We start from the raw sequence: 5546 nt of genomic DNA on the forward strand, positions 1-5546 counted from the left end.
ACCTCCGGGTTGGCGGCCACTCGCTCGGCCAGTGCCGTGGCCTGGCCGCGCAACGCCTCACGGCCACGACCGGACACCACCCACGGCACCACACCACCCGCCGCACCGCCCGGTGAGGTGTCCGGTGCGGGTGTCGCCTCGGCCGGTTCGGGGGCCTGCTCAAGGATGAGGTGAGCGTTCGTACCGGAGATACCGAACGACGACACACCCGCACGACACGGCCGTCCGCTCGCCGCCCACTCGACCGGTTCGGTCAGCAGCCGCACCGCACCCGCGTCCCAGTCCACATGCGGTGTCGGCTCGTCGATGTGCAGCGAGGCGGGGAGCACCCCGTGCCGCAGCGCCTCCACCATCTTGATGATGCTCGCCACTCCGGCGGCCGCCTGGGTGTGCCCGATGTTGGACTTGACGGAGCCCAGCCACAGCGGACGTCCCTCCGGCCGGTCCTGTCCGTATGTGGCCAGCAGCGCCTGCGCCTCGATCGGGTCGCCCAGCGTCGTGCCCGTGCCGTGTGCCTCCACCGCGTCCACCTCGGACGGCGACAGCCCTGCGTTGGCCAGTGCCTGTCGGATCACCCGTTGCTGCGAGGGCCCGTTCGGTGCCGTGAGACCGTTGCTGGCGCCGTCCTGGTTGACCGCCGAACCCCGGATCACCGCCAGCACCCGATGCCCGTTGCGCCGTGCGTCGGACAGCCGCTCCAGCAGCACCAGACCGACGCCCTCGGAGAAGCCCGTGCCGTCCGCCGCCGCGGCGAAGGCCTTGCACCGCCCGTCCGGGGACAGCGCGCGCTGACGCGAGAACTCGGTGAACCCGCCGGGCGTGGCCATCACCGTCACGCCGCCCGCCAGGGCCAGCGAGCACTCGTCCTGCCGCAGCGCCTGCACCGCCAGATGCGTGGCCACCAGGGACGACGAGCACGCTGTGTCCACCGTGACCGCGGGCCCCTCCAGGCCGAACGAGTACGACACCCGGCCCGAGGCGACGCTGCCGAGGTTCCCGGTGGCCACATAGCCCGCCGAGTCGCCGGTCGTCTGGCCGATGAGCGTCAGATAGTGGTACGAGTCCACCCCGGCGAACACCCCGGTGTCGCTGCCGCTCAGCGCCTCCCGCGTCAGCCCCGCGCGCTCGAACGCCTCCCATGCCGTCTCCAGCAGCAGCCGCTGCTGCGGATCCATCGCCGCGGCCTCACGCGGGTTGATCCCGAAGAACTCGGCGTCGAAATCGGCCACATCGCGCAGAAACCCGCCCTCGCGGGCGCTGCTGGTACCGGCGTGCTCCGGATCCGGGTCGTAGAGGTTCTCCAGGTCCCAGCCACGGTCCTCGGGAAACGTGGAGATGACATCCACGCCCTCGTCCACCACCCGCCACAGGTCCTCGGGGGTCGCCACATCGCCGGGGAAGTGGCAGGCCATCCCGATGATGGCGATGGGCTCCCGGGCGCGGTCCTCGACCTCGCGCAACTGCCGCCTGGCCAGACGCAGATCGGCGGTCGCCCGCTTGAGATAGCTGCGGAGCTTCTCGTCATCCGTCATATCGCATCAACCCGATCGTCACGGCGGTCCTGATTTCGGCGGTCCTGATTTCGGCGGTCCTGATTCAGCGGTTCATCGGAGACCGTCGTCGGAGGGGACGGTCAGCTCGTTGTCGAGCGCTTGGAACAACTCCTCATCGCTGGCCGACGCCAGATCCCCCACGGCGGGGTCGTCGCCGTCCTCGCCATGCCACGGGCCGTCCGCCTTGCGCAGCAACTCCCGCAGCCGCACCGCGATCCGGGCCCGCTGCTCGCGGTCGGGGATTCCCCCGGTCAAGGCGGCGTCGAGGGTGTCGAGGCCGGTGAGAAGCGAGGTCGCCGACGCCACTCCGGCCGGGACCAGGAGCTCCCCCAGCAGCCGTACCACCGCGGTGGGCGTGGGGTGGTCGAAGACCAGCGTGGCGGGTAGCCGCAGACCGGTGGCGGCGCCCAGCCGGTTCCGCAGCTCCACGGCGGTCAGCGAGTCGAAGCCCAGCTCCCGGAAGTTCTGGGCGGGGTGAATGGCATCCGCCGTGTCATGGCCCAGCACCGTCGCCGTGGCGTTGCGCACCAGTTTGAGGAGCGCCTGCTGCCGGTCCTCTTCGGACAGGGCGGCGAACGTCTCCGCCGGTGCCGCTCCGCCCGGGCCGGCGGCTCCGGTGGCCGCCTGTGGGGCAGCGCCGCGCACCAGGCTCTTGAAGAGGGGCGGCAGATCGTCGGCGTGGGTCTCACGCCGCAGGGTGGCCAGATCGAGCTGGATGGGCGCCAGGGCCGGAAGGCCGCTGTCGAGGGCGATGTCGAGCAGTGCGAGACCCTGTTCGGTCTCCAGACCCACCATCCCGGCCCGCGCCAGCCGCGCCCGGTCGGCGTCGGTCATCCCCCCGGTCATTCCGGTGGCCTGCGCCCAGTACCCCCAGGCCAGGGAGGTGGCGGGCAGGCCCTGGGCATGACGGTGCGCGGCGAGCGCGTCCAGGAAGGCGTTGGCCGCCGCGTAGTTGCCCTGTCCCGCGGCGCCCAGCAGCCCGGCGGCCGCGGAGAACAACACGAACGCCGACAGCCCCGCGTCGCGGGTGAGCTCATGCAGATTCCACGCCGCGTCGGCCTTCGCCCACAACACCTCATCGAGCTGATCGGGCGTGAGCGCCTCGACCGTGGCATCGCGCAGCACCCCGGCGGCGTGGACGACGGCGGTGAGCGGATGGCGGTCGGGAACGGTCTCCAGCAGCTTGGCCAGGGCGGCCCGGTCGGCCGCGTCACACGCCGCGATGGAGACCCGCGCGCCGAGCCCGGTCAGCTCGGCCGCCAGCTCCGTGGCCCCCGGGGCGTCGAGGCCCCGGCGGCTGATCAGCAGCAGCCGCCGTACGCCGTGCCGAGCCACCAGATGGCGGGCGGTTTCAGCGCCGAGGGTGCCCGTGCCACCGGTGATGAGCACCGTGCCGTCCGGGTCGAGGGCGGTGGGGAGCGTCAGCACGATCTTGCCGATGTGGCGCGCCTGGCTGAAGTAGCGGAACGCCTCGGGAGCCCGGCGGATGTCCCACAGGGTGGTGGGCAACGGCCGCAGCGTCCCGTCCTCGAACAGGGCCGACAACTCGGCCAGCATCCGCTGGATACGGTCCGGGCCCGCACCGCCGACCAGGTCGAACGCGCGGTAGGCGACGCCCGGATGGCGGGCGCCCACCTCGTCGGGGTCGCGGACGTCGGTCCGGCCCATGTCGATGAAGCGACCGCCGGGCGCCAGCAGCCGCAAGGACGCGTCCACGAAGTCACCGGCCAGCGAATTGAGCACCACATCGATGGAACCCGCGGCGGCGCGGAACCCCTCCTCGAACTCGAGAGTGCGAGAGGAGGCGATGTGACGGTCGTCGAATCCGCGCTCCCGCAGGGCATGCCACTTGGCGGGGCCTGCCGTGGCAAACACCTCGGCCCGCCAGTGGCGTGCCAGCTGCACGGCCGCCAGACCCACCCCGCCGGTGGCCGCGTGCAACAGCAGCTTCTCCCCGGCCCGCAGCCCCGCGAGATCGGCGAGACCGTAGTAGGCCGTGAGAAAGGCGGACGGTGTGGTCGCCGCCTGGGCGTACGACCAGCCCGCGGGGATCCTGGTGATCATCCGGACATCGGTGACGACCAGCGGCCCGGTGCCGTTGAACAGGCCCATCACGCGGTCGCCCACCGCGAACGTGTCGGTTTCCGGACCCACCTCGACGACCACGCCCGCACCGTCGCCACCCAGCGGCCTGGGATCCTCCACCATGCCCAGCGCCACGACCACGTCATGGAAGTTCACCCCGCCCGCCCGCAGCGCCACACGGACCTCGCCACGGCCCAGCGGCCGGGTGTTGTCCGGGCAGTCGACCAGCGCGAGCTGGTCCAGGCTGCCGTGGCCGGTCAGCCCCAGACGCCACGCGGCGGACGCCTCCGGCGAGGTGAGCCGCTTGGCCGCGTCGTCGTGGACCAGCCGTGGGACGTACAGCACACCGTCGCGCAGCGCCAGTTGGGGCTCGCCCGAGGCCACGGCGGCGGCCAAGGCGCGTAGCGAGGCGTCCCGTTCATCGAGATCGAGCAGCAGGACCCGGCCGGGGCTCTCCGACTGGGCGCTGCGCACCAGACCCCACACGGCCGAGGCAGGCAGATCGTGGACATCGTCATGGCTCTGCGGGGCCACCGCGCCACAGGTGACCACCGCCAGCCGGGCGTCGCCGAGTTCGGGGGCGGCGAGGAACTCCCGCAGCACCCCGAGGGCCTGCTTGCCGAGGTCATGGGTGCGCTCCACCGGATCGCAACGCCCATCGGCGGGAGAGCCGAAGAAGGCGAACACCACATCGGGGGCCGGGGCCCCGTCCGCAGCGGCCGCCCGTACGGCCGCGAGATCCGGAAGGCCCGTGGCATCGGGCAGCGCATCGGCCAGGGGGCCGCCGTCCGGACCGATCACGGCCGAACGGCACCTGGGGGCGCCCTCGACCGGTGTCATCCGCGTCCAGGCGACCTGGAACAGTGCGTTCCTGCCCGCCGCACGGCCCCGCCCCAACTGCCCGTCCGGCACCGGGCGCAGGATCAGATCGTCCACGACGGCCACCGCGGCGCCGGTCGGATCGGCCGCGAACAGCGTGAGCCGGTCCGCTGCCGTCGGGGTGATGCGGATCCGCAGGGTGTCCGCCCCGGTGGCGCGCAGCCGCAGACCGCTCCAGGTGAACGGGAGCAGGATCCGGTGCGCGTCCTCGGAACCGGGAGCGACGTCGAGCGCCCGGGCGTGCAGCGCGGCGTCGAAGAGGGCGGGATGGATGCCGTACGCCGCCGCGCCGTCGCGTTCCCCTTCGGGCAGGGACACCTCGGCGTAGACGTCGCCGTCCAGCCGCCAGGCGGCGGTGAGGCCCTGGAAGGACGGTCCGTAGTGATAGCCGTGGTCGGCGAGCTGCCGGTAGAAGTCCTCGACCGGGAGCGGTGTGGCCCCGGGAGGCGGCCAGGAGCCGTCCAGGGCCGCGGAGTCGGTCGCGGACGAGGGGGCGAGCGCCCCGGTGGCATGCCGGGTCCAGGCCGCGTCACCCGTGTCGCCCGCGTCGGCCGCCGGCCGGGAATGCACCGTGAGGGGACGCTCACCGGTGTGATCGGGAGCGGCCACGGTGATCTGCACATCGACCGCCTCACCCTGCGGAATCACCAGCGGGGCGTGCAGGGTCAGCTCCGACACCTGGTCACAGCCGGTCCGCGCGGCGGCGTGCAGGGCGAGCTCGGCGAAGGCGGTGCCCGGGAGCAGGACGGTGTCCAGGACCCGGTGGTCGTTCAGCCAGGGGTGGGTCCGCGGCGACAGCCGGCCGGTGAGTACATGCGCTCCGCCCTCCGCGAGTTCCACGGCGGCGCCGAGCAGCGGATGCCCGGCGGGACCCAGCCCGAGGTCGCCCGGGTCACCGCTGTGGCCACCCCGCCCGTCCAGCCAGTAGCGCCGTCGCTGGAAGGCGTAGGTGGGCAGGTCGATGGCGCGGGGTGCGGGGTCGGCGGGGAACCAGCGGGTCCAGTCGACCGCGACCCCGGCGGTGAACGC

The 5546-nt window shown here is 73.0% G+C and carries 2 protein-coding genes; both read right to left on the bottom strand.

Annotation, left to right across the window (positions count from 1 at the left end; all coding sequences use genetic code 11):
- The coding region (locus ACFYOY_RS48910; protein WP_388594577.1) for a type I polyketide synthase at window positions 1–1532 on the bottom strand (1532 nt) is incomplete at its 3' end.
- A 72-nt stretch (window positions 1533–1604) separates the two neighbouring features.
- Window positions 1605–5546 (bottom strand): SDR family NAD(P)-dependent oxidoreductase (locus tag ACFYOY_RS48915; protein WP_351906468.1); only part of this gene is annotated, 3942 nt, incomplete at its 5' end.

It is taken from the genome of Streptomyces sp. NPDC007875 (assembly GCF_042868035.1).
Lineage (GTDB): Bacteria > Actinomycetota > Actinomycetes > Streptomycetales > Streptomycetaceae > Streptomyces > Streptomyces antimycoticus.